Below are 23717 nucleotides of genomic sequence, written 5' to 3' on the forward strand. Positions count from 1 at the left end.
CGCGCTACTTCTTCCCGCTTTGTCTTCCCGCTATGGCTGCTGTCCGTGTTGGCGGATGCGGCGACGGCTCTTCGTCCGGAACTAGAGGAGGGAGCGTGCCCACCTGGTAGGTGACCTACCAGGTGCGGCGCGCTCCGGTGGTGAGTTTGTCGCCGTTGTGGCGCCACCTCGGCTCTTTGTCGACGGTGCGTTCCGTGATACCCCTCAGACTGCGAATCACGGTTCCGTACAAACCCGACGCGGTGCTCGAGATCTTGCCTCCCGGTGGCTCATCCATGAACGGCATGAACTTGTCGGGGAACCCCGGCATCGTGCAGCCGATGCAGATGCCGCCAACGTTGGGGCAGCCGCCGACACCGTTGATCCACCCGCGCTTGGGCACGTTGCACTTGACCACTGGCCCCCAACAGCCAAGCTTGACAATGCATTTCGGCGAACCGTACTCGGTGGCGAAGTCGCCCTGCTCGTAGTAGCCGGCCCGGTCGCAACCTTCATGCACGGTCTTGCCGAACAACCACTGCGGGCGCAGCGCGTCGTCGAGCGGGATCATCGGCGCCTGATCGGTCGCCATGTAGAGCAGATAGGTCAGGGTCTCCGAGAGGTTGTCCGGCTGGATCGGGCAGCCTGGCACACACACGATCGGTATGCCGGCCTTGCTCTTCCAGTCCCAGCCCAGGTAGTCGGGCACGCCCATCGCCCCGGTCGGATTGCCGGCCATCGCATGGATGCCGCCGTAGGTGGCGCAGGTCCCCACCGCCACGATCGCGGTGGCCTTAGGCGCCAACCGGTCGAGCCACTCGCTGGTGGTCATCGGCTGGCCGGTGGCCGGGTCGTTGCCGAACCCGCACCAGTACCCCTCGTCCTTGATCTTCTCGTTCGGGATGGATCCTTCGACGACGAGCACGAAAGGTTCCAACTCGCCGCGGTCGGCTTTGAAGAACCACTCGAGGAAGTCGTCCGCGCCTCCGTTGGGTCCGCATTCGAAGTCGATCAGGGGCCAGTGCACGGCGATCTGGGGGAGTCCGGGCAGTGCCCCCAATGCGATTTCCTCGACGCTGGGCTGGGTGGCAGCAGTCAATGCCACCGAATCACCGTCACAACTGAGGCCCGCGTTGATCCAGAGAACATGGATCAGTGTTTGTTCTGCCTTGACTGCTGCTTCCGTTGGCATGCTGCAGCTTTCCGGAGCCGGGCTGGGGCTCCTGCGCCGCCGGAGTCGACCGTCGGCCCACTTGCGCAGCGCTATTTTTTGGGTCTACTCCCGTTATCGGGCGTTGTCAACGTTTCACCATTACCGATTGGTAGCCACGTGTTATATAACGTCGAAAACCTTTGGGCACCTGGTGAAGTCGGTGAATCTCGACGTTCATCCGGGGCCCGGTTGTCCTGCGAACGCTTCGCAGGAGCGCGGACCTAAAATCGCTTCCGGCACGGCTTGGTTCAGGTTCCTTCGGCGGCGAAGCGCCGCAGCCAGCCGAACCAGGCGCCCATGCCGTCGCCGGTGCGCGCGCTGACCGGCAGGATCGTCGCCGCCGCATTGACTTTGCGGACGTGGGTGATGTACGTGTCGACGTCTACGTCGATGTGGGGCACCAGGTCGATCTTGTTGAGCAGCACCACGTCCACCGACCGGAACATCACCGGATACTTCAGCGGCTTGTCCTCGCCCTCGGTCACCGAATAGACCATGGCCTTGGCGTGTTCGCCGACATCGAACTCGGCCGGGCAGACCAGGTTGCCGACGTTCTCGATGACCACCAGGTCCAGCACGGCCAGGTCGAGGCCCGGCAGCGCGCGGTCGATCATCGGCGCGTCGAGATGGCATTCGCCGCCAAATCCGTTGCTGGTATTCAGCAGTGACACCTGGGCGCCACGGCCGCGAAGCTTTGCCGCGTCCAGATCGGTGGCGATATCGCCCTCGATCACCCCGATCGCGAGGTCACCGGCGAGTTCGTCGAGGGTCGCCTGCAGGACGGTGGTCTTGCCCGACCCGGGAGAGCTCATCAGGTTCAGGACGCGGACACCGTGGCTCTCGAACGCCTCCCGGTTGGCCGCGGCGAGCAGGTCGTTCTCGGCGAAGATCGCCTCCAGCACCTCGATGCGCTGTCCGCCGGTCCGGTAGCTGCTGTGGTCGCCGTGGTCGTGGGGCAGTTCACTGTGCTCGTGGGTGTGCACGGTCCCGTCGTCGTGCCGATGAAATCTTCCCATGCTCAACACCTTTCGATGCGGCATCTGACGACGCCACGGCCCCTGCTCACGAGACATCCATCGACGTGACCAAGAATTCGTTGCCACGCAGCACCTCGACGTCGGAGCTGTCGCAGCGCGGACACCAGATCGACCACGGCGAGGTGATCTCGGAGTGCCGACCGCACGCCCGGCAGCTGACTTCGGCGCTGACGCATTCGAGTTCCAGTTCGGCGTCGGGCATGTCCTCGGCGTCGCGCACGAGGGTCCAGCAGAAGGACAACGACTCCGGCACCACCTGGCGAAGCGCGCCGACCCGCACGCGGACCACGTCGACGTGCCGACCGTCGGCGTGATCTCTGACCACCCCGGCGATCGCCTCGCACAGCGACAGCTCATGCACCGCGGACCACCGCTCTGCGGGGTCCGTCCGACGGCTGGGCGCATGTGCAGGAGCCCATGAGCCTGTTCTACACCCGAACGGACGTGATCGGTGAGCCGCTAGGACGCGGCTTCGGTTCCTAGATCGCCGGGGCCCCACTTCTCTTCGATGCGGCCGTAGCGCCAGACGAGCAGGGCCACCGCCCAGGTGACGACGAACATGCCGACGACGACGTAGCCCACCGCGTTGAGGTCCAGCCCGCCGATCCAGTTCCAGAACCCGCCCCGCCAACCGAACTGGTCGGCGAACAAGATGAGCAGTTCGACGCTCCCGATCAGCAGGGCGACCGCCACCGACAGCGCGGTGATGGTGATGTTGTAGTAGATCTTGCGCACCGGATTGGAAAAGGCCCAGCCGTAGGCGAAGTTCATGAACGACCCGTCGATGGTGTCCAGCAGGCACATGCCCGCGGTGAACAGCACCGGCAGGCACATGATGGCGTACCACGGCAGCCCGGCGGCGGCGCTGGTGCCGGCCAGCACCAGGAGCGCGATCTCGGTGGCGGTGTCGAAACCGAGCCCGAACAACAACCCGACCGGATAGCAGTGCCAGGACTTGGTGATCGACTTGGTGAGCCGGCCGAGCAGCCGGTTCATCAGTCCGCGGCTCTGCAATTGCCGCTCTAGTTCGGCACCGTCGGTGTCGGGGTCGTATTCGCCGCGGCGCAGTCGCGCGAACACGCGCAGGATGCCGACCAGGACGATGACGTTGAGGAGGGCGATCGCATAGAGGAAGACGCCGGAGACGCTGGTGCCGATCAACCCCGTGTAGTGATGCAGTGTCGAGGAGTCGTCCTGGACCGGTCCGACGACCTTCTTCACCCCGCACGCCAGCAACAGCGCCAATCCGAACACCACCGTGGAGTGGCCCAGCGAAAAGAAGAAGCCGACGGCCAGCGGCCGCTGCCCGTCGTTCATCAGCTTGCGGGTGGTGTTGTCGATGGCGGCGATGTGGTCGGCGTCGAAGGCGTGCCGCATGCCCAGGGTGTAGGCCGTCAATCCGATGCCGACACCAAAAGCCTTGCCGCCCAAGCTGTATTGGGCGGGCGCGACCAAGAACACCAGGGTGAACCAGCCGATCAGGTGCATCGCGACGATGGCCGCCAGCATCGAGGCCAGGCGCCACCACTCCGCTGCCGTCAAGGCTGTTGTCAAGGCTGTTGTCAAGGCGCCGAGAAGCCGGGTCGTCCGTGACGGCCGCCAGTCGATCTCGGTGCTGGCCACTGGGGTCCTTCCGGCGCGTCCTTGCGGTATCGGGCAGAAATCAACCGGCACGACTGTAAGTTCCGCGTCGCGCCAGATGCAAGTGAATCGCAGAATCGTGGCCTTCGATCACGTCGAGGGCTGGCGATCCCGGCGCCGCGGCGTGACACTGAACCGGTGACGCCCAAGCCGCCTCTGCCGGACGCGTCGGTCACCGAGAGGATCGGCGATCTGCTGCGCGCCCGCGGGCTGCGGCGGATGGCATCGCGGATCCAGGTGTTGGCGGTGCTCGAGCCGGTCAACGGACACCTGTCGGTGGCCGAGATCGACAAGCGCATGCGCGAGTGTCTGCCCCCGGGAGCCCAGGCGCCCGACGTGGCCACGGTCTACCGCACGGTGACCACTCTCGTCGATCAGGGGGTGCTGCACGCGCTGACCCTCGACGGGGGTGTCACGACCTACGGGCTGGCCACCGCTCCGCATCACCATGCCGTATGCACCGAGTGCGGCACGATCATCGAGGTGCCCGCCCGCCGGCTGAGCCTGGCGCTCGAGCATGCGATCGCGGCCAGCTCCTTCGCGCTGTCGGAGGCGGCCGGGCTGACGCTGCGCGGCGTGTGTCCCCAGTGCCAGGACTACCAATCGCCGAGCCGGCCTCGCCGCCGCTGAGGTCAGTGCAGACCCAGTAGCGCGTTCTCCACCACCTCGGCCAGCGCCGGATGGATCCAGTACTGCCCGCGGGCCATCTGCGGGGCGCTCAGCCCGAAGCTCATCGCCTGGATCAACGGCTGGATGATCGACGAGGCCTGGTCGCCCATGATGTGGGCGCCCAGCAGGCGGCCGGTGCCGCGCTCGGCGACGAGCTTGACGATCCCGGTGGTGTCCTCCGACGCCCACCCGTAGGCGACGTCGCCGTAGTCCTGAATCTTTACCGAAATCTTGAAACCCTGTGCGATGGCCTCGTTTTCGGTCAGCCCCACGGAGGCGATCTGCGGATCGGTGAACACCGCCGCGGGCACGTAGCGATGGTCGGTGACGGCCATCGCTTCGGTGTTGTCCCAATCGCACAGCAGATTGTGCTGCACGACGCGCGCCTCGTGGTTGGCGACGTGCTTGAGCTGATACGACGAGGAGACGTCGCCGAGCGCGAAAACGCCACGCGCCGTGGTCCGCTGGTACTCGTCGACGACCACCAGGCCATCCTCGACGGTGACACCCGCCTGCTCGGCGTCGAGCAGATCGCCGTTGGGCAGGCGGCCGGTCGCCACCAGCAGCGCGTCGGCGTTCACGGTGCGGCCGTCGTCGAGTTCCACCGCTACGCACGAACCTTGGTTTTCGGCGCCCACGACGTTGCGGTGGGTGTGCAGCTCCCATTTGTTCGCCGCGATGCGAGTGAAGCGCTCGCTGACGACGTCGTCGAGATGCCGCAGCAATGTGGAGCCCCGGACCACCAGGGTGACGCGCGAGCCCAGCGAGGAAAAGATGTGCGCGAATTCGGCCGCCACGAAACCGCCGCCGACGATCACCAAATGTTCCGGCAGTTCGGGGATTCGCATGATCGTGTCGCTGGTGTGGTACGTCGCGCCGCACTCGAGGATCGCCGGGGGGACCACGGCACGCGCGCCCGCCGCGATCACCACCTGGTCGGCCGCGAACTCGTCGCCGGCGTCGGTGCGCAACAGGTAACGGCCGTCGGCCTGGACCGGACCGAACCGCGTGTGCTGTTTGTACACATCGATATTGGGCGCGGCATTCCGATAATCCTCGCCGCCGACCCCGATCGGATCGATGCGCCCGAACACGCGCGAGACGATGTCGTCCCAGCGCACCCGCTCGATGCGCGCGTCGATGCCGTAACGCGCCGCCTCCCGGATGGTCCGGGCGACCTCGGCGGCGTAGACGAACATCTTGGTCGGGATGCACCCGACGTTCAGGCACGTGCCCCCGAAGGTGCCCTGCTCGCAGATGGCCACCCGTTTGTCGGCGAAGCGGTCATCGAGAATGCTGTTGCCCGAACCGGTTCCGATGATTGCGACGTCGTAGGTCTCCACCGTCACCCCTTTCCGAACGACGCCGGGGCGTCGTTGTTGTTGGTGGGCAGGTACTCGTCGAGCCAGAGATCCAGTTCCCGATACGCGACCTCGCGCGGAGGGGCCAACGACAAGAACACGTCGTGTTTGGCGTCGATCACCGGGACGATGGTGCTGCGGTTCCCGATACAGCCCGCCCACCTGGCGATCTGGGTGACGTCGAGAACGGCGTCGCCGCATCGCATGGACGCCGGGTCCGCGGTTTCGTGCACGCTGTGGTCCGAGCGCAGGATCAGGTTCGGCACGCCGACGTCGAGGCCGCGGTGCAGGCGGGCGTGGCCGCGGCGGATGGCGTGCAGCCAACCGAACGTGATCGGGAAGCCGCCCACGGGTTTCCACTGCAGGTTGTAGTCGAACTGCCCGCCGTAGTCGCGGTGCAACGTGGTGCCGTAGCCGCCCTCACCCGGTGACCGGGCCACGCCCTTGGACCGCACCCGCGACAGACCCGCGAGCAGCGCCACGGTGGCCGAATGCCGCAGAATGGCCGGCCCGGGAAGGTCCAAAAACGGGCTGTTGAGCACCAGGCCGCCGATGTCGGCATGCGCGGACGGGTCGCGCCGCCGCAACCGGTCCAGCCACAACGACACGATGAGTCCGCCCGCGGAATGCCCGTACACCAACACCGTGCGGGCCTGCGCACGCACGGCGTCCAGGGCGTGTGAAAGTTCGGTGTCGTAGTTGGCGAGGTCGGTGATGAAGTGTGGGGTCTGGCCGTCGCGGTGCGACCGCCCGCACTTGTGAAGGTCCAGCGCGTAGAAGGCGAAGCCGCGGGCGGCGAAATGATCGGCGAGCTCCGTATGGAAGAAGTAATCGGTGTAGCCGTGTACCGCCAGCACCGCGCGCCCGGCCGGTCCGGTCTGGCCGAGGTCTTGTGCCGTTGCGGGCCCGCGCCGGATCAGGGTCGCGACGATGTCGCCCTCACCGGCGGGATCGCGGCCCAGCGCGATGGTGCGCTGCCAATATCCGGGGAGGACATCGGGCACCCAGCCAGTCACGAGGCAAGCTTAGAGCTTTTGCTGGCCACGGGGAGCCGCACGGCGTTGGCGCCCACTTTGCCTCGGGATAACCTGGGGACCGGCCCAAGCCGAGGGAAGGACCAGCAAGCAGGTGTCGTCGCTAGCCACAACCACGCGCACGGACGTCGTGCTGGTGGGCGCGGGCATCATGAGCGCGACGCTGGGCGCGTTGCTGCGCCGGCTGCAGCCGGAGTGGACCCTGACCTTCGTCGAGCGGCTCGACGCCGTCGCCGCCGAAAGCAGCAGCCCCTGGAACAACGCCGGCACCGGGCATTCGGCGCTGTGCGAGCTGAACTACACCCCGCAACGCCCCGACGGCTCGATCGACATCAGCAAAGCGGTGCGCATCAACGAGCAGTTTCAGGTGACCCGCCAGTTCTGGGCGTACGCGGTCGAGAACGGCATCCTGACCGATCGCCGCTTCCTGACCCGGATCCCGCACGCGAGCTTCGTGCGCGGGGCGCAGCGCGTCGACTATCTGCGGCGACGCCGGCAGGCCCTGGCCGCCAACCCGCTGTTCGCCGGCATCGAATTGATCGAGGACACCCAGGAATTCGCGCGCCGGCTGCCGTTGATGGCCGCCCAACGCGACTTCTCCACGCCGACCGCGCTGAACTGGGCTGCCCACGGCACCGACGTCGACTTCGGCGCGCTGTCGCGACAATTGGTGGGGTTCTGCGTGCGCGGCGGCGCGACGGCCTTGTTCGGCCATGAGGTCCGCAACCTGACCCGGCGGTCCGACGGCGGCTGGGCGCTGTCGATCCGCAATCGCCGCACCGGCGAAAAGCGCCGCGCTCACGCCAAATTCGTCTTTGTCGGGGCAGGTGGTGACGCGCTGCCGCTGCTGCAGAAGTCCGGCATCAGCGAGGTCAAGGGCTTCGCGGGATTCCCGATCGGCGGCCGGTTCCTGCGCGCCGACAACCCGGCGCTCACCGCCGCACACCGGGCCAAGGTGTACGGGGCGCCCGCACCCGGCGCCCCGCCCCTGGGGGCGCTGCATCTGGACCTGCGCTACGTCAACGGCAAGCCGTGGCTGGTGTTCGGCCCGTACGCCGGCTGGTCGCCGAAATTCTTGAAGCACGGCCACGTCACCGACCTGCCCCGCTCGGTGAAACCGCACAACCTGGCCGCATTGCTCGGTGTCGGCGCCACCCAGCTGACGCTGGTCCGCTACCTGCTCGGACAACTGCGGCTCTCCCAGCCCGACCGGCTGCGCATCTTGCGCGAATTCGCGCCCACCGCAGTCGATTCCGACTGGGAGCTGACGGTGGCCGGTCAGCGCGTGCAGGTGATCCGGCGTGACAGGCGCAAGGGCGGGGTGCTCGACTTCGACACCGTGGTGGTGGGTGCCGCCGACGGCAGCATCGCCGGTCTGCTCGGCGGTTCGCCGGGGGCGTCGACCGCGGTGCCGATCATGCTCGACGTGTTGCAACGGTGCTTTGCCAACCGCTTTCAGTCATGGCTGCCCGCGCTCAAGGAGATGGTTCCATCCTTCGGGACGTCACTGTCGGATGAGCCGGCTCTGTACGACGAGGTTTTTTCGTGGGGAACGAAGGCGCTTGGGTTGGACGATCTAGGGGAGCGGCGCAATTGAGTGAGGCACTGCGGCGGATATGGGCCAAAGACCTTGATGCCCAGACACTTTACGAGCTGCTCAAGTTGAGGGTGGAGGTGTTCGTCGTCGAACAGGCGATCCCGTATCCGGAACTGGACGGCCGCGACCTCCTCGCCGAAACGCGGCACTTCTGGCTGGAGACCGCGGACGGTGAGGTGATCTGCACCCTACGCCTGATGGAGGAGCACGCGGGAGGCGAGAAGGCGTTCCGCATCGGGCGTCTGTGCACCAAGCGCAACGCCCGCGGGCAAGGCCACACCACCCGGCTGCTGCGCGCGGCCCTGGCCGAGGTGGGTGACTACCCGTGCCGGATCAACGCGCAAACCTATTTGGCCGACATGTACGCGCAGCACGGATTCGTGCGCGACGGCGACGATTTCCTCGACGACGGCGTCCCGCACGTGCCCATGCTGCGGCCCGGCTCCGGTCCGGCGGCCAAGCCGTGAGGCCCTACCCGTTCAGTGCCATCGTCGGGCACGACCAGCTGCGGCTTGCCCTGCTGTTGTGCGCCGTGCGCCCCGAGATCGGCGGCGCGCTCATCCGCGGCGAAAAGGGCACCGCCAAGTCGACGGCTGTGCGGGGCCTGGCGGCGTTGCTGTCCGCGGCGACCGGCAGCGACTCCGGCCTGGTCGAAATGCCGCTCGGGGCAACAGAAGACAGGGTGATCGGCTCGCTGGACCTGCAGCGCGTGTTGCGCGACGGCGAGCACGCGTTTTCGCCCGGCCTGCTGGCGCGCGCACACGGCGGCGTGCTCTACGTCGACGAGGTCAACCTGCTGCACGATCACCTTGTCGATGTGCTGCTCGATGCCGCGGCGATGGGGCGCGTGCACATCGAACGCGACGGCATCTCGCATTCGCACGAGGCGCGGTTCGTGTTGATCGGCACCATGAATCCCGAAGAGGGCGAACTGCGTCCGCAGCTGTTGGATCGGTTCGGGCTGACCGTCGATGTGCACGCCTCACGCGACGTCGACGTGCGGGTGGAGGTCATCCGCCAGCGAATGGCCTATGAGGCCGATCCGGACGGGTTCGCCGAACGCTACGCCGATGCCGACGCCGAGTTGGCCCGGCGCATCGCCGCGGCCCGAGCGCTCGTCGACGAGGTGGAGTTGCCCGACACCGAGTTACGGCGCATCGCCGCGCTGTGCGCGGCGTTCGATGTCGACGGCATGCGTGCGGACCTGGTGGTGGCACGCACCGCCGTCGCACACGCCGCCTGGCGCGGGGCGGACACCGTCTCAGAACAGGACATCCGGGTGGCCGCCGAGCTGGCGCTGCCGCATCGGCGCCGCCGCGACCCCTTCGACGATCCGGGTATCGACCGCGACCAGTTGGACGAGGCTTTGGCGCAGGCCGGCTCCGACCCGGACCCGGACCCGGACCCCGACCCGCCCGGCGGTGGTCAATCGAGCGGCACCGAACCGGATGGGCTGCAACGGGATTCGGGGGAGAGCGCCCCGGTACAGCCGCCGAAGACCAAGCCCAGCGCCCCGCCGTCGAAAACCTTCCGCACCCGCACGCTGCGGGTTCCCGGCGTCGGGGAGGGAGCGCCCGGCCGACGGTCACGGGCGCGCAACGCCAGCGGCAGCGTCATCGCCGCCACCGCCGGGGACGACACCAGCTGCGGCGGGCACGGACTGCACCTGTTCGCCACGCTGCTCTCGGCCGCCGAGCGCGCCGGGGCCGGGCCGTTGCGCCCTCAACCCGACGATGTGCGCCGCGCCGTGCGCGAGGGACGCGAAGGCAACCTGGTGATCTTCGTCGTCGACGCGTCGGGTTCGATGGCCGCCCGGGACCGCATGGCGGCGGTCAGCGGTGCCACACTGTCGCTGCTGCGCGACGCCTATCAGCGCCGCGACAAGGTCGCCGTGATCACCTTCCGGCACCAGGAGGCGCGGTTGTTGTTGCCGCCGACCTCCTCGGCCCACATCGCCGGCCGGCGACTGGCCCGATTCGACACCGGCGGCAAGACCCCGCTGGCCGAAGGTTTGCTGGCCGCGCGCGAGCTGATCGTCCGGGAGAAGGCGCGTGACCGGGCCCGCCGCGCCCTGGTGGTGGTGCTCACCGACGGCCGGGCCACGGCCGGCCCGGATCCGTTGGGCCGCACCCGATCCGCAGCGGCCCGGTTGGTCGCCGAAGGCGCCGCCGCGGTGGTCGTGGACTGCGAAACGTCGTACGTGCGGCTGGGCTTGGCCGAGCAGCTGGCCCGCCAACTCGGTGCACCTGCCGTTCGGCTGGAGCAGTTGCACGCCGATTCGTTGACCCGTGCGGTACGCGACGTGGCGTGAGAAAGGTAACTTGTTATGCCGCAAGGAGTTCCGCTCCAGATCCCCAATGACGGCCTGACCACCCGGGCGCGCCGTCACACGCCCGTGCTGGCCGTGCATACCGGCGCCGGCAAGGGCAAGTCGACGGCGGCGTTCGGAATGGCGTTGCGGGCCTGGAACGCCGGGCTCTCCGTCGCGGTTTTCCAATTCGTCAAGAGCGCCAAGTGGAAGGTGGGCGAAGAGGCGGCTTTCGCCGCGCTCGGCGACGTGTACGAGCAGCACCGGATCGGTGCATCGGTGGAGTGGCACAAGATGGGCGCCGGCTGGTCCTGGACGCGTAAAGCGGGCAGCGATACCGATCACGCGGCGGCCGCGGCCGACGGCTGGGCCGAGGTCGCGCGCCGCCTGGCGGCCCAGCGTCACGACTTCTATGTCCTGGACGAGTTCACCTATCCGCTGAAATGGGGCTGGGTGGACGTCGACGAGGTGGTCGAGGTGTTGTCGGCCCGCCCCGGTCATCAGCACGTCGTCATCACCGGGCGCGATGCCCCGCAGCGGCTGGTCGAGGCGGCCGACCTGGTCACCGAGATGACCAAGGTCAAGCATCCGATGGACGCCGGGCGCAAGGGGCAGAAGGGTATCGAGTGGTGAGAGTTCCCGCCGTGGTCATCGCCGCGCCCGCATCCGGAAGCGGAAAGACCACCGTGGCAACGGGTTTGATCGGCGCCCTGCGGCAGGCAGGTCACACCGTCGCGCCGTTCAAGGTGGGCCCGGACTTCATCGATCCCGGCTATCACGGTCTCGCCTCCGGCCGGCCGGGCCGCAACCTCGACCCGGTACTGGTCGGGGAGGGTCTCGTCGGCCCGCTGTACGCCCATGGCGCCCACGGCGCGGACATCGCCGTGATCGAAGGCGTGATGGGGCTGTTCGACGGGAAGATCGGCCCCTCTGTCGCCGCCCCCGCCATGGGATCGACCGCGCACGTCGCCGGCCTGCTGGGCGTGCCCGTCATCCTGGTCATCGACGCGCGCGGTCAAAGCCAGAGCATCGCCGCGCTGCTGCATGGCTTTTCGACGTTCGACACCGCAACCCGGGTCACCGGCGTGATCCTCAACCGGGTCGGCTCGGCCCGGCATGAGCTGGTGCTGCGGCAGGCCTGCGAGCAGGCCGGTGTCCCGGTGCTGGGCGCCATCCCGCGCACCGCCGAATTAGAGTTGCCCACAAGGTATTTGGGACTCGTCACCGCCGTCGAATACGGGCGCCGGGCACGGCAGGCGGTCGACGCGATGACCGCCTTGGTCGCCCGCCACGTCGACCTGGCGGCCGTGCGGGCAGTCGCGCGGGCCCCGGCGGCGCAGGAGCCCTGGGATCCGGCGACGGCGGTGGGCGAGCCGGCGCACGGGCGGCCCACCGTCGCGGTGGCGGCCGGCAAGGCCTTCACCTTCGGCTACGCCGAGCACGCCGAGCTGCTGGCGGCCGCCGGTGCGGACGTCGTCGAATTCGATCCGCTCGGGGACGCGCTGCCCGACGGCAGCGCTGCGCTGTTGCTGCCCGGCGGCTTTCCCGAACAGTTCACCGCCGAGCTGTCCGCCAACGAGGTGGTGCGCGGGCAGATCAAGGAGCTGGCCGCCGCCGGGGCGCCCGTCCATGCCGAGTGCGCCGGGCTGATCTACTTGGCCGCCGAACTCGACGGCCACCCGATGTGCGGTGTGCTGGCCGGACAGGCCCGCTTCACTCCGCACCTGACACTGTCCTACCGCGACGCCGTCGCCGTGGCCGATTCCCCGCTGTACACCGCGGGCCAGCGCGCGGTCGGGCACGAATTTCACCGCACCGCAATCACATTCAGCGACAGCTATCAGCCGGCGTGGATGTATCGGGCGCCGGATGCCGACCGGGCGGGCGGGGCGGTGCGCGATGGCGTCGTACACGCCGGCGTGCACGCGTCGTATCTGCACACCCACCCGGCGGCCGCGCCGCAGGCGGCGGCGCGCTTCGTCGCACACGCAGCGCGGACCGCCGGTTCGCGAAGGTAACGTCACGGCAGCGTTTGGCCGGATTCTTCGCAGTGTCGTTACGCGCGCGGCGCGAACATCAACAACCACTAGGCTTGCCGGGTGACTGAGAGCGCCTACCTCGTGGGGCTGCGGCTGACCGGCAAGAAGGTTGTCGTCGTCGGCGGCGGCACCGTCGCCCAGCGCCGGCTGCCGTTGCTCATCGCCAGCGGCGCCGACGTCCACGTCATCTCCCGCAGCGCCACCCGCTCGGTCGAGGCGATGACCGGAATCACCCTGGCATTGCGCGAATACCGCGATGGCGACCTCGAGGGAGCCTGGTACGCGATCGCCGCCACCGACGACCCCCACGTGAACGAGGCCGTCGTCGCCGAGGCCGAAAGCCGCCAGATCTTCTGCGTGCGCGCGGACGTCGCCGTGGAGGGAACAGCAGTAACGCCAGCGTCTTTCAGCTATGCCGGGCTCTCCGTCGGCGTCCTGGCCGGCGGCGAGCACCGACGCTCGGCGGCGATCCGCTCGGCCATCCGCGAAGCGCTGCAGACCGGGGTCATCACCCCCGACGGCCCGGTGAGCTCCGACGCCGTCGCGGGCACGGTGGCGCTGATCGGGGGCGGTCCCGGCGACCCCGAACTGATCACTGTGCGCGGGCGCCGGCTGCTCGCGCAGGCCGACGTGGTCGTCGCCGACCGCCTCGCGCCGCCGGAACTGCTCGCCGAGCTGCCCCCGCACGTGGAGGTCATCGACGCCGCCAAGATCCCCTACGGGCGGGCGATGGCCCAGGACGCCATCAACGACGTGATGATCGAGCGCGCCCGGGCCGGAAGCTTCGTGGTGCGCCTTAAAGGAGGGGACCCGTTCGTCTTCGCCCGCGGCTACGAGGAGGTGATCGCGTGCGCTGAGGCCGGGATCCCGGTCACGGTGGTGCCGGGTGTGACAAGCGCCATAGGAGTGCCCGCATTGGCGGGCGTTCCCGTCACGCACCGGGCGATCAATCACGAGTTCGTGGTGGTCAGCGGCCATCTGCCGCCCGGGCACCCCGAATCGTTAGTGAATTGGGATGCGCTGGCCGCACTGTCGGGCACGATTGTTTTGCTGATGGCAGTCGAACGCATCGAACTTTTCGCCGAAGCGCTACTCAAGGGCGGTCGACCTGCGGATACGCCCGTGCTAGTCGTCCAGCATGGAACGACGGCCGCTCAACACACTTTGCGGGCTACCCTGGCCGACACGCCGGAAAAGATTCGCGCCGACGGTATCCGACCTCCCGCGATCATCGTGATCGGCGCTGTGGCGGCGTTCGGGGTTTAAACGGTTCTTAAGATTACTGTAAGGTAACCCTTTATGACGGCTCTCAACGACTCAGAGCGCGCTGTCCAAAACTGGACGTCTGCACGCCCCGATCGTCCGGCCCCGGTGCGCACGGCGGAGACCGCCTCAAAGCCCCCGGCGGAGACCGCCTCCAATCGCATCAGCAAGTACTACCCGGCGTGGCTGCCCTCTCGGCGCTTCATCGCGGCCGTCGTCGCCATCGGGGGTATGCAGCTGCTTGCGACGATGGACAGCACCGTCGCGATCGTCGCGCTCCCCAAGATCCAAAACGAGCTCAGCCTGTCCGACGCCGGCCGCAGCTGGGTGATCACCGCCTATGTGCTGACATTCGGCGGGCTGATGCTGCTCGGCGGCCGGCTCGGCGACACCATCGGGCGCAAGCGCACCTTCATCGTCGGTGTCGCGCTGTTCACCATCTCGTCGGTGCTGTGCGCGGTCGCCTGGGACGAGGCGACCATGGTCATCGCGCGGCTGTCGCAGGGCGTCGGATCGGCCATCGCCTCGCCGACAGGCCTGGCGTTGGTGGCGACGACGTTCCCCAAGGGACCGGCGCGCAACTTCGCGACCGCGGTGTTCGCCGCCATGACCGCCGTCGGCTCGGTGATGGGCCTCGTGGTCGGGGGAGCGCTCACCGAGGTGTCGTGGCGGCTGGCGTTCCTGGTGAACGTGCCGATCGGCCTGGTGATGATGTACCTGGCCCGCACCGCGCTGCGGGAGACCAACCGCGAGCGGATGAAGCTCGACGCCACCGGCGCCATGCTGGCGACCCTGACGTGCACTGCCGCGGTGTTCGCCTTCTCGATGGGGCCGGAAAAGGGTTGGGTGTCGATCACCACCATCGGTTCGGGCGTGGTGGCGATGCTTGCGGCGCTGGGCTTCATCGTCGTGGAGCGCACGGCCGAGAACCCCGTCGTGCCGTTCGATCTGTTCCGTGACCGCAACCGGTTGGTCACCTTCATCGCAATCTTTTTGGCCGGCGGGCTGATGTTCAGCCTGACCGTGTGCATCGGCCTGTACGTGCAGGACATCCTCGGCTACAGCGCGCTGCACGCCGGCGTCGGCTTCATCCCGTTCGTCATCGCGATGGGGATCGGCCTCGGCGTCTCCTCGCAGCTGGTGTCGCGGTTCTCGCCGCGGGTCTTGACCATCGGCGGCGGCATCCTGCTCTTCTGGGCGATGCTGTACGGCTGGGCGTTCATGCACCGCGGCGTCGCCTACTTCCCCAACCTGGTCTTGCCGATCGTGGTCGGCGGGATCGGCATCGGGATGGCCGTCGTACCCCTGACGCTGTCGGCCATCGCCGGTGTGGGCTTCGATCAGATCGGTCCGGTCTCGGCGGTCACGCTGATGCTGCAAAGCCTGGGTGGCCCGCTCGTCTTGGCCGTCATCCAGGCCGTGATCACCTCGCGGACACTGTATTTGGGCGGCACGACCGGCCCGGTGAAAACCATGAACGACGCGCAGTTGCAGGCGCTCGACCACGGCTATACCTACGGCCTGCTGTGGGTGGCCGGCGTGGCCGTCATCGTCGGCGGGGCGGCGCTGCTCATCGGCTACACCCCCGACCAGGTTGCGCACGCGCAAGAGGTCAAGGAAGCGATGGACGCCGGGGAGCTGTAGCTCACCGCAGACGCGCTGCGTCGCCGAGTGTCACGCCAGAGTGGCGCTGGGATGCGAGCGTTGTGCTGACGTGACGTTCGACGCAGCTACCCGCACGCTAGGCTGGCCCGCTGTGATCACCCGGATGTCCCAGCTGTTTTTGCGCACGTTGCGCGATGATCCCGCCGACGCCGAAGTCGCCAGCCATAAGCTGCTGATCCGGGCCGGCTACATCCGGCCCGTCGCGCCCGGGCTGTACAGCTGGCTGCCGCTGGGATTGCGGGTGCTGCGCCGCATCGAGCGCATCGTCCGCGAGGAGATGAATGCCATTGGCGGGCAAGAGATCCTGTTCCCGGCCCTGCTGCCCCGCGCGCCCTACGAGACGACCAACAGGTGGACAGAATACGGCGACTCGGTGTTCCGGCTCAAAGACCGCCGCGGCAACGACTACCTGCTGGGCCCGACGCACGAAGAGTTGTTCACCCTGACCGTCAAGGGCGAATACAGCTCCTACAAAGACTTTCCGGTCCTGCTCTACCAGATCCAGAACAAATACCGCGACGAGGCGCGGCCGCGAGCCGGCATCCTGCGCGTGCGGGAGTTCCTGATGAAGGACTCCTACTCGTTCGACATCGACGACGCCGGGCTCAAGGCCGCTTACCACGCGCACCGCGAGGCCTATCAGCGCATCTTCGACAAGCTCCAGGTGCGCTACGTCATCGTGTCGGCGGTGTCGGGGGCGATGGGTGGCAGCGCCTCCGAGGAGTTCCTGGCCGAAAGCCCGGTCGGCGAGGACACCTTCGTGCGCTGCCTGGAGTCCGGCTATGCGGCCAACGTCGAGGCCGTCGTCACCGCGCGGCCCGAGGCGCGGCCGATCGATGGGTTGCCCGACGCCGTGGTGCACGACACCGGCGACACCCCGACCATCGCCACCCTGGTGGACTGGGCCAACACCGCCGACCTGGGCCGCGCCGTCACCGCGGCCGACACACTGAAGAACGTCCTGCTCAAAGTGCGCGAGCCGGGCGGGGAGTGGGAGCTGCTGGCCATCGGGCTGCCCGGCGACCGCGAGGTCGACGACAAGCGGCTGGGCGCGGCGCTCGAACCGGCCGAATACGCGATGCTCGACGACGCCGACTTCGCGAAGCACCCGTATCTGGTGAAGGGATATATCGGCCCGAAAGCGTTGCAGGACAACGATGTCCGCTACCTTGTCGATCCGCGCGTGGTCGACGGCACCAGCTGGATCACCGGTGCCGACGAGCCGGGCCGGCACGTCGTCGGGCTGGTCGCCGGCCGGGATTTCACCGCCGACGGCACCATCGAGGCCGCCGAGGTGCGCGACGGTGACCCCTCGCCGGACGGCGCGGGCCCGCTGGTGTCGGCGCGCGGTATCGAGGTCGCGCACATCTTCCAGCTCGGCCGCAAATACACCGACGCCTTCACCGCCGACGTGCTCGGCGAGGACGGCAAGCCGGTGCGCCTGACCATGGGCTCCTACGGCCTGGGCGTCTCGCGGATGGTGGCCGTGATCGCCGAGCAGCACCACGACGAGCTGGGCCTGCGGTGGCCGTCGGCCGTCGCCCCGTTCGACGTCCATCTGGTGATCGCCAACAAAGACGACCAGGCCCGCGCCGGGGCCACCGAGCTCGCCGGCGAGCTCGACCGGTTGGGCGTCGACGTCCTGCTGGACGACCGCCAGGCCTCACCCGGCGTGAAGTTCAAGGATGCCGAGCTGCTGGGCGTGCCCTGGATCGTGGTGGTGGGACGCGGCTGGGCGGACGGCGTGGTGGAGCTACGCGACCGCTTCGGCGGGCAGACCCGCGAACTGGCGACCGGGCCGTCGCTGGCCACCGACATCGCGGCGGCCCTGAACGGCTAGTCGTTGCCGCCCGGGAAGCTCGTCGTGATCGGCCAGGCGCCCAACACGCGGTTCCACCGGGCGGCCATGACCGCACTCTGAATCAGCGCCGTCGAGGCGAAAGCCCGGTCCTCGGCGGTCTCGGCGTGCTCGGCGACCAGGCGCCACGCGCCGGCGCCGTCGTTCTCCATCCGTGCGGCCAGCCGCGCCGCGTCCGCCGGGCTGCCGACCACCAGGGGCAGCTGGTAGCCGGCCGCGGCGACCGGAGCGGTGACCTTGCGGGCGGTCAGCATCGCGATGACGTCGTCGCGGCGCCGGCGGTGCTGCTCGAGGGCCTCCACCACCATGCCGTTCACGCTGGGAGGCGACAGCGCCGAGACGATGCCATAGCCGTAGATCGTCGAGTGTTCGATGGCCAGCGCGTCCGACAGCGCCGCGTTGTCGGCGTCCTTCCCCGAGCTCATATCGACGGCCCCCCGGGCACCAGCGCCACGGTGTAGGACGCCGTGCAGGACGCGGCGATCGACGCGAGCAGCCCCGACCGGTAGCCGGACTCGGTGCCCACCAGGCGGGCCGCGCTGTCGGCCGAGGCGTGCAGCGCGTTGATCACATCGGCCACCGGCGGCGGGGGCGGCGGGGGCCCGGCCGGTTCGGCCTGACTCGGGCTGGTCGTTTCGCTCGATGACGGCGCGGCGAGCTTGCCGGCGGCCCGCGCGATCTCGGCGGACAGCGCGCGGGCGTGCGCGGCGCGTTGGCTCGCGACCACCGTGAGCGCGGCGGCGACCTGCGGAGGGTTCCCGACGGCCGACGCGGCGGCGCTCGCCAGCGCGCTGTCGTGGCGCGCCTGGTCCAACGGCCCCAGCAGTTGTTCGACGGGCGGGGGTTTGGGCGCGGACTTGCTGCACGCGGACACCACCCCCAGCGCGGCCAAAGCGACGCCGCCGGAAAGGACGTCTCGCCGGTTGACGATCGGAACTGCGCTAGGCACAAGCACATCCTGCCACCGGTTCGGCAGCGGGCACGAAGCCAGCACGCGATCGCGCCGCCATCCGCAATTCCTGGCGTATCGTGGATAGCTGGTTCTCGCAGAGGGCAGCCAGCATGTTCTCCGCCGGGACACCGGAAGCCGGACGCGAAGCCATCGCGGCGGCGACATCCGCCAGATGACCGGACAACTCAAGATGAGGAGCTCGCCGTGACCACCGGGCTACCGTCGCAGACGCAGGTGATCGAGCTACTCGATGGAGAGTTTGCGCGCGCGGGATACGAGATCGAGGACGTGGTCATCGATGCCCGCACCCGCCCCCCACGCATCACGGTGATCGCCGACGGCGACGACGGCCTCGACCTGGACACGGCGGCCACGCTGTCACGCTCGGCGTCGGCGCTGCTCGACGGTCTGGACACCATCGGCGACCACTACGTGCTCGAGGTCTCCTCGCCCGGCGTCGACCGCCCGCTGACCAGCGCGAAGCACTTCCGTCGCGCCCGCGGCCGCAAGGTCGACGTCGTGCTCTCCGATGGATCCACGCTGACCGGCCGCATCGGCGAGACGAACGAGGACGCCGTCGCGCTGGTGGTTCGCGCGGGCCGGGACTGGGCGAGACGCGAAGTCCCGCTCGGTGATGTCGTCAAAGCTGTTGTCCAGGTGGAGTTTTCGCCTCCTGCCCAAGCGGAACTGGAACTGGCGGGTATGGGCCAAGGCCGCGCCGCCGACGCAGAGCGTAGCGATGAGGAGGGCCGGGGCTGATGAACATCGACATGGCCGCACTGCATGCGATCGAGGTGGATCGGGGCATCTCGGTCAACGAGCTGCTCGAGACCATCAAGTCCGCGCTGCTCACCGCCTACCGGCACACCGAGGGCCATCAGAACGACGCGCGGATCGAGATCGACCGCAAGACCGGCGTCGTCCGGGTGATGGCCCGGGAAACCGACGAAGACGACAACGTCATCAGCGAATGGGACGACACCCCCGAGGGCTTCGGGCGCATCGCCGCCACTACCGCACGCCAGGTGATGCTGCAGCGATTCCGCGACGCCGAGAACGAGCGCACCTACGGCGAGTTCTCCACGCGTGAGGGCGAGATCGTCGCGGGCGTGATCCAGCGCGACAGCCGGGCCAACGCGCGGGGCCTGGTGGTGGTCCGGATGGGCACCGAGACGAAGGCGTCCGAGGGCGTGATCCCGGCGGCCGAACAGGTCCCCGGGGAAAGCTACGAGCACGGCAACCGCGTGCGGTGCTACGTGATCGGGGTGACCCGCGGGGCCCGCGAGCCGCTGATCACGCTGTCGCGCACCCATCCCAACCTGGTCCGCAAGCTGTTCTCCCTGGAGGTGCCCGAGATCGCCGACGAGTCGGTCGAGATCGTGGCCGTGGCGCGCGAGGCCGGCCATCGCTCCAAGATCGCGGTGAAGTCGAACCTTCCCGGCCTGAACGCCAAGGGCGCCTGCATCGGCCCGATGGGGCAGCGGGTCCGCAACGTGATGAGCGAGCTCTCCGGCGAGAAGATCGACATCATCGATTACGACGAGGACCCGGCCCGCTTCGTCGCCAATGCGTTGTCGCCGGCCAAGGTGGTCTCGGTGTCGATCATCGACCAGTCTGCCCGGGCCGCCCGGGTGGTGGTCCCGGACTTCCAGTTGTCCCTGGCCATCGGCAAGGAAGGGCAGAACGCGCGGCTGGCCGCCCGGCTCACGGGCTGGCGCATCGACATCCGCGGCGACTCGCCCGGCGGTGCCGGCGGGCATCCGGAGAGCGAGCCCGAACGCGGCGCCACGCACGGAATGGCGCACGACCGCTAGGGCGCGCCCACACATCCTCGGGCGGTGCCGACCATCGATCCGGTGACGCTAGACTAGCTCGTGATCCAGCGCGAGCCTCCGGCCTTAGCGCATCGTCATGCGGATGGACCCGTACGGACGTGCGTCGGGTGCCGAAAGCGAGAGTTGGCCGTCGAACTGCTTCGCGTGGTGGCTGTGCCGATCGGGAACGGCGAATTCGCCGTGATCGTTGACACAGGCAGCAGCCTGCCGGGGCGGGGTGCATGGCTGCATCCCGTGCCGCAGTGCGCACAACAGGCGATCCGGCGGCGGGCTTTCACCAAAGCGCTGCGCATCACCGGTTCACCGGACACCTCCGCGGTGGTCGAGCGCATAGAGTCTTTGAGTGCGCCCGATCGCCCGGCAACAGAACAGGTAGCAAAGAACATGAGCACACCGTGAAGTCCCGATGACTCGCATTCCTATGCGTTACAGCTAATTCCCGAGGCGCGGCCCCACGACTGTCGCCTCATAGACAGGAGATGTAGTGGCAGGTAAGGCCCGCGTACACGAGTTGGCTAAGGAACTCGGTGTCACCAGCAAGGAAGTCCTCGCCCGACTGAATGATCAGGGCGAATTCGTCAAATCCGCATCGTCGACGGTAGAAGCCCCGGTGGCTCGCCGGCTGCGCGAGTCCTTCGGCGGCGGCAAGCCCGCGGCCGAGAAGGCCCCCGCGAAGGCCGCGAAGGGTGAGGCCAAAGCCCCCGCCAAGGCTCCCGACAAGTCGCTCGACGCGGCCCTCGACAACGCGATCAACAAGGCCGGCGGCAACGGCGAAGCGACGGCATCGCCCACCCAGCCCGCCCAGCCCGATGGCGCGGCGACGTCTCCCGCCGCCCAGGCGCCCACCGACGCCCCGGCGCGGCCCGGGCCGGCCCCCACGCGCCCGTCGGCGCCTTCGCCCGGGCAGCCCAAGCCGCCCGCGCCCGGCCAGGCGCCGCACCCCGGCATGACGCCGGGCCCGCGCCCCGGCCCCATCCCCAAGCCCCGCGCCCCGCGCGTCGGCAACAACCCGTTCTCGTCGGCGCAACCCGTCGACCGGCCCATCCCGCGCCCGGCGGCGCCCCGTCCCGGAGCGCCTCGCCCGGGCGCACCGCGACCCGGCGCGTCCCCGGGCAACATGCCACCCCGTCCCGCCGGAGCCGCCGGTCAGGGCCGCCCGCCGCGGCCCGGCGCCCCGCGCCCCGGCGGCGGCCGGCCCGGTGGTCCCGGCGGTCGCGACGGGGGAGGCGGCAACTACCGCGGCGGTGGCGGCGGAGTCGGCGCCCCGCCCGGAGGCGGCGGTTTCCGCGGCCGCCCCGGTGGCGGCGGCGGCCGTCCCGGCCAGCGCGGCGGTGCGGCCGGCGCGTTCGGCCGCCCCGGCGGCGCGCCCCGGCGTGGCCGCAAGTCGAAGCGGGCAAAGCGCGCCGAGTACGAGAACATGCAGGCCCCGGTCGTCGGCGGCGTGCGGTTGCCGCACGGCAACGGCGAGACGATCCGACTGGCGCGTGGCGCATCGCTGAGCGACTTCGCGGACAAGATCAACGCCAACCCGGCCTCGCTGGTGCAGGCGCTGTTCAACCTCGGCGAGATGGTCACGGCCACCCAATCGGTGGGCGACGAAACGCTCGAGCTGCTGGGCAGCGAGATGAACTACGTCGTCCAGGTCGTCAGCCCGGAGGACGAGGACCGCGAGCTGCTCGAGTCGTTCGACCTCACCTACGGCGAGGACGAAGGCACCGAGGAAGACCTGCAGACCCGCCCGCCGGTGGTGACCGTGATGGGTCACGTCGACCACGGTAAAACCCGGCTGCTGGACACCATCCGTAAGGCCAACGTGCGCGAGGCCGAGGCGGGCGGCATCACCCAGCACATCGGCGCCTACCAGGTGTCCGTCGAGCACGACGGCGACGAGCGGCCGATCACCTTCATCGACACCCCGGGTCACGAGGCATTCACCGCCATGCGTGCCCGCGGCGCGAAGGCCACCGACATCGCGATCCTGGTGGTCGCCGCCGACGACGGTGTCATGCCGCAGACGGTGGAGGCCATCAACCACGCGCAGGCCGCCGACGTGCCAATTGTGGTGGCGGTCAACAAGATCGACGTGGAGGGCGCCGATCCGGCCAAGATCCGCGGCCAGCTCACCGAATACGGTTTGGTGGCAGAGGACTTCGGCGGCGAGACGATGTTCGTCGACATCTCGGCCAAGCAGGGCACCAACATCGAGCAGCTGCTCGAGGCGGTGCTGCTGACCGCCGATGCCGCCCTGGATCTGCGGGCCAACCCCGACATGGAAGCCCAGGGTGTGGCGATCGAGGCGCACCTGGACCGCGGCCGGGGACCGGTCGCGACCGTGCTGATCCAGCGCGGCACGCTGCGCGTCGGCGACTCGATCGTCGCCGGCGACGCCTACGGTCGCGTCCGCCGCATGGTCGACGAGCACGGCGACGACGTCGAAGAGGCGCTGCCGTCGCGTCCCGTGCAGGTCATCGGCTTCACGTCGGTGCCGGGCGCCGGTGACAACCTGCTCGTCGTCGACGAGGACCGCATCGCCCGCCAGATCGCCGACAAGCGCAGCGCCCGTAAGCGCAACGCGCTGGCGGCACGCTCGCGCAAGCGGATCAGCCTGGAGGACCTGGACTCGGCGCTGAAGGAAACCAGCCAGCTGAACCTGATCCTCAAGGGCGACAACGCCGGTACCGTCGAGGCGCTCGAAGAGGCCCTGATGGGCATCCAGATCGACGACGAGGTGGCGCTGCGCGTCATCGACCGCGGTGTCGGTGGCATCACCGAAACCAACGTCAACCTGGCGTCGGCGTCGGACGCGGTGATCATCGGCTTCAACGTGCGGGCCGAGGGCAAGGCCACCGAGCTGGCCAACCGCGAGGGCGTGGAGATCCGGTACTACTCGGTGATCTACCAGGCGATCGACGAAATCGAGAAGGCCCTGCGCGGCATGCTCAAGCCGATCTACGAAGAGAACACGCTGGGTCGCGCCGAGATCCGGGCGATCTTCCGGTCCTCCAAGGTCGGCATCATCGCGGGTTGCATGATCAGCAGCGGCATCGTGCGCCGCAACGCCAAGGCCCGGTTGCTACGCGACAACGTGGTGGTCACCGAGAACCTGACGATCAACTCGCTGCGACGCGAAAAGGATGATGTGACCGAGGTCCGCGAGGGCTTCGAATGCGGTATGACGCTGGGCTATTCCGATATCAAGGAAGGCGACATCATCGAGTCCTACGAGCTGGTCCAAAAGGAACGCGTCTGACCACCACCGCCGACGA

At 68.8% G+C, this 23717-nt stretch carries 20 protein-coding genes and 1 pseudogene; 13 read left to right on the top strand and 8 right to left on the bottom strand.

The window, feature by feature from the left end; genetic code table 11:
• Positions 1-115 precede the first annotated feature (115 nt).
• From ACZ50Z_RS03580 to nicT, 4 genes are all read right to left on the bottom strand, one after another.
• Positions 116-1171 carry an NADH-quinone oxidoreductase subunit B family protein gene (locus ACZ50Z_RS03580; protein WP_014942607.1) on the bottom strand — a complete coding sequence of 352 codons (1056 nt, stop codon included), beginning with the start codon at positions 1169-1171 and terminating at the stop codon, positions 116-118.
• A gap of 269 nt (positions 1172-1440) precedes the next feature.
• Positions 1441-2208 carry a hydrogenase nickel incorporation protein HypB gene (gene hypB / locus ACZ50Z_RS03585; protein ID WP_464482297.1) on the bottom strand — a complete coding sequence of 256 codons (768 nt, stop codon included), beginning with the start codon at positions 2206-2208 and terminating at the stop codon, positions 1441-1443.
• Between the two features lie 46 nt (positions 2209-2254).
• Positions 2255-2590: a hydrogenase maturation nickel metallochaperone HypA gene (locus ACZ50Z_RS03590; RefSeq protein WP_014942605.1), complete on the bottom strand. Its 336-nt coding sequence runs from the start codon at positions 2588-2590 to the stop codon at positions 2255-2257.
• Between the two features lie 98 nt (positions 2591-2688).
• A complete protein-coding gene (nicT, locus tag ACZ50Z_RS03595) occupies positions 2689-3795 on the bottom strand; it encodes a Nickel transporter NicT (RefSeq protein ID WP_464486075.1) in 1107 nt (368 codons plus the stop codon).
• 213 nt (positions 3796-4008) lie between these two features.
• On the opposite strand from nicT, the gene ACZ50Z_RS03600 reads away from it, so the two are divergent.
• Positions 4009-4500, top strand: a complete 492-nt coding sequence (locus ACZ50Z_RS03600) for a Fur family transcriptional regulator (protein WP_464482298.1) — start codon at positions 4009-4011, stop codon at positions 4498-4500.
• Positions 4501-4502: 2 nt separating this feature from the next.
• Here ACZ50Z_RS03600 and mtr read toward each other — a convergent pair whose 3' ends face one another.
• Both mtr and ACZ50Z_RS03610 read right to left on the bottom strand, forming a co-directional pair.
• Positions 4503-5882 carry a mycothione reductase gene (gene mtr, locus ACZ50Z_RS03605; protein WP_464482299.1) on the bottom strand — a complete coding sequence of 460 codons (1380 nt, stop codon included), beginning with the start codon at positions 5880-5882 and terminating at the stop codon, positions 4503-4505.
• A 2-nt stretch (positions 5883-5884) separates the two neighbouring features.
• Entirely contained in the window at positions 5885-6916 is a 1032-nt protein-coding gene (locus ACZ50Z_RS03610) for an alpha/beta hydrolase (RefSeq protein WP_464482300.1), read from the bottom strand.
• 112 nt (positions 6917-7028) lie between these two features.
• On the opposite strand from ACZ50Z_RS03610, the gene mqo reads away from it, so the two are divergent.
• The 8 genes and pseudogenes from mqo (at position 7029) to ACZ50Z_RS03650 (ending at position 17646) form a co-directional block, all read left to right on the top strand.
• Entirely contained in the window at positions 7029-8531 is a 1503-nt protein-coding gene (mqo, locus tag ACZ50Z_RS03615; RefSeq protein ID WP_464482301.1) for a malate dehydrogenase (quinone), read from the top strand.
• On the top strand, positions 8528-8998 hold the full coding sequence (locus ACZ50Z_RS03620) for a GNAT family N-acetyltransferase (RefSeq protein WP_043955188.1): 471 nt from the start codon (positions 8528-8530) through the stop codon (positions 8996-8998). Before mqo ends, ACZ50Z_RS03620 begins: the two co-directional genes overlap by 4 nt.
• A complete protein-coding gene (locus ACZ50Z_RS03625) occupies positions 8995-10842 on the top strand; it encodes a magnesium chelatase subunit D family protein (protein WP_464482302.1) in 1848 nt (615 codons plus the stop codon). Before ACZ50Z_RS03620 ends, ACZ50Z_RS03625 begins: the two co-directional genes overlap by 4 nt.
• 15 nt (positions 10843-10857) lie before the next feature.
• On the top strand, positions 10858-11472 hold the full coding sequence (gene cobO, locus ACZ50Z_RS03630; RefSeq protein WP_464482303.1) for a cob(I)yrinic acid a,c-diamide adenosyltransferase: 615 nt from the start codon (positions 10858-10860) through the stop codon (positions 11470-11472).
• Entirely contained in the window at positions 11469-12857 is a 1389-nt protein-coding gene (locus ACZ50Z_RS03635) for a cobyrinate a,c-diamide synthase (RefSeq protein ID WP_464482304.1), read from the top strand. Before cobO ends, ACZ50Z_RS03635 begins: the two co-directional genes overlap by 4 nt.
• Positions 12858-12938: 81 nt before the next feature.
• Positions 12939-14155: pseudogene (gene cobA / locus ACZ50Z_RS03640) on the top strand (uroporphyrinogen-III C-methyltransferase).
• Positions 14156-14177: 22 nt separating this feature from the next.
• Positions 14178-15785: an MFS transporter gene (locus ACZ50Z_RS03645; RefSeq protein WP_464482305.1), complete on the top strand. Its 1608-nt coding sequence runs from the start codon at positions 14178-14180 to the stop codon at positions 15783-15785.
• A 112-nt stretch (positions 15786-15897) separates the two neighbouring features.
• Positions 15898-17646, top strand: coding sequence for a proline--tRNA ligase (locus ACZ50Z_RS03650; RefSeq protein ID WP_464482306.1), 1749 nt, complete (start codon positions 15898-15900; stop codon positions 17644-17646).
• Here the strand turns inward: ACZ50Z_RS03650 and ACZ50Z_RS03655 are convergent.
• Both ACZ50Z_RS03655 and ACZ50Z_RS03660 read right to left on the bottom strand, forming a co-directional pair.
• Positions 17643-18089: a ferritin-like domain-containing protein gene (locus ACZ50Z_RS03655; protein WP_464482307.1), complete on the bottom strand. Its 447-nt coding sequence runs from the start codon at positions 18087-18089 to the stop codon at positions 17643-17645. The genes ACZ50Z_RS03650 and ACZ50Z_RS03655 overlap by 4 nt on opposite strands.
• Positions 18086-18613, bottom strand: coding sequence for a hypothetical protein (locus tag ACZ50Z_RS03660; protein WP_464482308.1), 528 nt, complete (start codon positions 18611-18613; stop codon positions 18086-18088). Before ACZ50Z_RS03660 ends, ACZ50Z_RS03655 begins: the two co-directional genes overlap by 4 nt.
• A 207-nt stretch (positions 18614-18820) precedes the next feature.
• Between ACZ50Z_RS03660 and rimP the strand changes: the two genes are divergently transcribed.
• The 4 genes from rimP (at position 18821) to infB (ending at position 23701) form a co-directional block, all read left to right on the top strand.
• On the top strand, positions 18821-19375 hold the full coding sequence (rimP, locus tag ACZ50Z_RS03665; protein WP_464482309.1) for a ribosome maturation factor RimP: 555 nt from the start codon (positions 18821-18823) through the stop codon (positions 19373-19375).
• Entirely contained in the window at positions 19375-20430 is a 1056-nt protein-coding gene (gene nusA / locus ACZ50Z_RS03670) for a transcription termination factor NusA (protein ID WP_464482310.1), read from the top strand. The genes rimP and nusA overlap by 1 nt, the downstream gene beginning before the upstream one ends.
• A 144-nt stretch (positions 20431-20574) precedes the next feature.
• Positions 20575-20850, top strand: coding sequence for a YlxR family protein (locus tag ACZ50Z_RS03675; protein ID WP_464482311.1), 276 nt, complete (start codon positions 20575-20577; stop codon positions 20848-20850).
• Between the two features lie 85 nt (positions 20851-20935).
• Positions 20936-23701, top strand: a complete 2766-nt coding sequence (infB, locus tag ACZ50Z_RS03680) for a translation initiation factor IF-2 (protein WP_464482312.1) — start codon at positions 20936-20938, stop codon at positions 23699-23701.
• The last annotated feature ends 16 nt before the right edge of the window (positions 23702-23717 follow it).

This window comes from Mycobacterium sp. NTMscope_MAC_269 (genome assembly GCF_976985695.1).